Genomic DNA, 4,056 nt, shown 5'->3' on the forward strand with positions numbered 1-4,056 from the left:
TTGGAAAAATCACTCCAATGGAGAAATGGGAAATGGACAAACACTTGATTTTAAGCAAGAAAAAAGTAGCCTAAAACATTATACTTTTAAAAATCAAAAATACTCTAGGATTATAGGGGTTAAAACAATAAGTTCTTAAGGGTGGCAAACTTCCTATCATAGTAAATTCTGGATCTAATCCGTAATAGTTTGTAAGTGTCCATAAATTTTGGGCTTGTAAGTAAAATTTACAAGAATCTATTTTATACTTAGGAATCTTTAAAGAATAAGAAAGTGCGACATTTTTTAGTCGTATATAAGAGCCATCACTTACTGTGGCAGTACTTTTTAAGTAAGTTAGGGTTTGGTTAAACTGTGGTGATGAATAGTGAATGGCTTGAGTGTATCTGGCATTAGGATTGTCAGAAGACCATCGATTCAAGAATTCTTTTGGTAAATTTGTCATTGCTGCTCCTGGAGCTGTAGAAGAATAACTGTCTAGGTTATAAGAATCCTTCTTAACAAACTGAAATAAAAAGTCTAGATTGAAATTTTTGTAATTAAGACTATTCTGTAATCCTCCAAAGTACTTAGGACTTAAGTCTACTATTGCTTTCTGATCTGCACTGGTGAATTTACCGTCTATGTTATAGTCTTCAAACCGATATTGTCCTGTTCCTGGATCTAATCCTAAATAATTATAGAGTTTAGCTATATTTAATGGTTTGCCAATAATATAGGTGCTACTCTGGGTACCTGTTTCTAACCCAGGATATGAAATTAGTTTGTTTTTATTCCACGAGATATTGAAGCCAGTTGTCCAGTAAAAATTTTTTGAACGGATATTTGTAGTGTTTAATGTAAACTCCCATCCTTGATTTTCAACTAATGCAGGGAAATTCATTGTAATTTGATCAAATCCTGTTGTGCTTGGTAGTGTAGATCCTACTAATTGATTTCCAGATCTATTATTATAGTAAGCTACAGAAGTGTTTATTCTGTCTTTTAGAAAGCTAAGTTCTAATGCTCCTTCTATTTTTGTTGTTTTTTCCCAGCGATAATTAGGATTATATAATGCAGTAGGCCTAAGATTTAATTCATTACCATAGAAACTGTAATTAAGATCATATGTGTCGAGGTAGGCATAATCTCCTATATTATCACTACCTGTTATACCATAACTTCCTCGAAGTTTAGCAAAAGATAACCATTTCCAGTTTTTGCTAAAATTTTCTTTGGAGATTATCCAAGCCGTCCCCAAAGCGCCAAAGTTTCCAAATTTATTATTGGAAGCAAATCGGCTTGATCCATCTCTACGTGCTGTTAGATTTAATATGTACTTTTCGTCATATATATAATTTGCCCGTAAAAAAGCAGAAGTGTATTTATATTGAGTATTTGTATTTTGGTTTATATTTTTATTTTTTGCAGCTGAAATATTCGTTATGAATGTGTTAGAAGAAAAATTATTGCCTTCCAGACTTAGGAAATTACTTGTATTAATTGAGAGAGTTGTTCCTACGATAAAATTAAAAGCGTTTTTATTCCATTTTCTATTAAAATTTATTTGTGGTTCAATTAGATAAGATAAATTATTGTTTTGATTTATACTACTAGAAGAAACTTCACTAGTGTATCCAAAAGCAGGATTAAACCCCGTATGTGGTCTTAGTTGGGTATCTTCAAAATATGTTTTACTTATGCCGCTATTTATATTTAAAGTAGTAGAAGGTAGAAAGGTATATGATAATGTTGTATTTAATAAAAAGGTATTAATTTCATTCAGATAAGAAAATTCTAGTTGGGCTAAAGGGTTAGAGAATGTTCCATTTTCCCAATTTAAACTACCATCAGGAAGATAAAGTGAAGGTGCATTTGGCGGTAATTGAATTGTTTGCTGGATAAAATCTACATTAGGTAAATGATTAGTTTGGTTAGAATAATTTACAGTAGCGCCAATATTTAACTTATTGTTTCGAGAGCGCTGACTGAAATTTAAAAGTGCTGAGTTTCTTTTGTATCCTTTATCTGTAGGGTAAACTGTAGTGGTTTCATTATGACTAAGGTTAATATTAAAATTAGCTAATTCACTTCCACCAGATACTCCTAAAGAAACCGTTTTATCCACTGCGGTATCACCTATTAATTCTTTTTGCCAGTTGGTATATCTAGTTTGATCCCAGGTTCCATTTACATCATAATCGGTAGGACCATAAGGAACTCCACTATTGGCAAAAGCTTCCTTACGCATTTTTATATAGTCTTCTGTATTCATCATGTCCATGAACTCATTTACTTTACTAAACCCTAGAGAAGAGGATACAGTAAATTTAACATTCCCCTGTTTTCCTTTTTTAGTGGTAATAAGGATGACTCCATTCGCTCCTCTAGATCCATAAATAGCAGTAGCATCAGCATCTTTTAATACTTCAATACTCTCTATATCTGACGGAGGTATACTATTTAAGGGGGATATGTTTAAGGGGAACAATTTTGTATTTTGATTTATAGAATTTGATCCTAAGTTCTCTGAACTTATCGGAACGCCGTTTATGATATAAAGTGGTGCGTTTTTAGTTGTAGTATCTCCTAAAAAATTTCTACCTCTAATTTCTACTCTCATTCCCCCTCCTGGCGTTCCTGTAGCTTGTGTAATATCTACTCCAGCCATTCTTCCTTGAAGAGCCTGTAAAGGATTAATGACAGGTTGTAGTTCGATGTCTTTGGCTGTAACTCTTGCAATACTTCCTGTTCTTTCCTTATCTTTTACTGAATAGTATCCAGCATTAACTATTACCTCTTCTAGTTCTTGAGAGTTTTGTTGAAGTTCTAGGTCTATTATTCGCTTTTGGTTAATAGTTATTTCTTGACCACTGTATCCGATATAGGAAAATACTAAGGTCTCAGAAGGAGATGCTTGAATGGAATATTTACCATCTACATCTGTGATGGTAGCAGTGTTTTTGTTTTTTACTTGTACAACAACACCAGGTAAAGCTCCATTAAAATCTTTAATGGTTCCAGTGATGGTTACCTTTTGTTGTTCTTGTTCTATCCTAGTTGGGATAGAGTTAGCATGGAGTAAGCTAGGGGAAAAGCAAAGGCTGAGTAAAGCCATAGCTACGCCATATCCATAGATTGGAGTAAAATTTGATTTCATAAGTTTTAAATACTATTAAAAGGTTGGTCTTTAGTTTTACGCGCTTGTAGTTGTATTAGGCCACAACATTTACAAGGCTTTTTACTTACCTAAACAAAAAGGGAGAGAATAGATAAAGGCTTTAAAGACATTGTTTTGGGTTAATTGTAATCTATTCCTAATCTCTTACATCTTTCTCAGCTCTCCCAATATGAGAAAGAACGGAAAAGGAATAGATATAGAAATGCATTTGGCGTTGAGGTTAGTTTTCTCAATGCGCTAGTTTTGTTTGTTGGTGTTGGCTTGAAAAGTAGAAGTTAGGTTTGTGAGATACTTTGTAACCTGTGATCTTTCGTTTAATGTAAAGTACCTCTAACTTTTTTACATAAGAAAGCCCAATAGCAAGTGTCCAATTTGCATCCTAAGCTTACTTACGTCTTACCTTTCAAGCCTTTTTGTCATAGGCTTATTGTTTTAAAAGGTTGGTTAATAAATAGTATATGTTGTAGAGCGCATCAATACTCTACAATAGCTTTATGTCTAGGTATAGTATAGTTTATACCTACATAGGATAATCGTCATTTTATGGACAATGCAATGGGCATTGTAGATGGTATATTACACTGAAACAGTATAATACTAGGAGATATATGAGTTAAATAGAAATTTCTAGGTTGATATATTATTCTCACTACTCTAAGGCTGTTCTTAAGTATGGAGTGAATTGTCTTTAGGTTGTTTACAAAAGGAGAAAGGGCAATCATAGTCAGTTATTTTAATAAGGGTGGGCATGGATCTCCTGAGAAACCCACAAACCCCAACCCTATATTTAATATATAGCGATCAATAGCATTTTTAATACCTAGCTCTACCTACCAAAGCAGGTAGAGTATAGGTATAGATTGTCCTGTGCGCTATCCAAAATCCCTTTGAATATT

At 33.2% G+C, this 4,056-nt stretch carries 1 protein-coding gene; it reads right to left on the reverse strand.

Features of this window, described 5'->3' with window-relative positions; translation table 11 throughout:
• Nucleotides 1-70 precede the first annotated feature (70 nt).
• Complete coding sequence (locus tag ACYSNX_RS12915) at nucleotides 71-3,139, reverse strand: SusC/RagA family TonB-linked outer membrane protein (RefSeq protein WP_461755070.1); 3,069 nt, start codon at nucleotides 3,137-3,139, stop codon at nucleotides 71-73.
• Nucleotides 3,140-4,056: the final 917 nt, after the last annotated feature.

Source organism: Myroides sp. LJL115, assembly GCF_054871665.1.